Below are 537 nucleotides of genomic sequence, written 5' to 3'. Positions count from 1 at the left end.
CTCGCGGGATCAGGCAGATCTCGGAAGGCTCAACATCAATGATGCCCATTTCGGTGAAAACCCGGATGGCGCCGAGTTGCGGCACAACCAACAGTTCGGCGTCGGCATTGAAAAAATAATCGTCGACCATGTCGTCATTGAAAACATAGGCATGCGCCGCCATGCCGACCTGGGTCATCACGTCGCCGGCCGTCGTCATGGTGCGAATGCCGGCAAGAAAGTTGAGTTTTTCCGTTGGGGCCGGGATCGGGTCCCAGCGCAATTGGCCGAGCGGCAGGGAATGATCATCGAGGCACGGCGCCGATTTCCAGAACGGGTAGCTGGCGTTGGAAAACCGGCGCGTGTGCCGCACGCTGGGGCGGATGCGGTAGAGCCAGGATCGCTCATTCGTGCCACGGGGGGCGGTAAAGGGCGAGCCTGACAACTGCTCGGCATAGAGTCCGAAGTTGCACTTCTGCGGACTGTTCTGGCCCTGCGGCAGCGCGCCCGGAAGAGACTCCGTCTCGAAGTCGTTACCGAAGCCCGGCATGTATTTTG

The 537-nt window shown here is 60.3% G+C and carries 1 protein-coding gene; it reads right to left on the bottom strand.

From position 1 onward, the window contains the following. A partial coding sequence (locus tag ACXJ7R_RS36055) for a homogentisate 1,2-dioxygenase (protein WP_457155935.1) occupies window positions 1–537 on the bottom strand: 537 nt, incomplete at both ends.

The organism is Mesorhizobium sp. P5_C1 (genome assembly GCF_054049815.1).
Note: the sequence above shows the minus strand (reverse complement) of the source record. Positions and strands in the feature narration are given on the sequence as shown.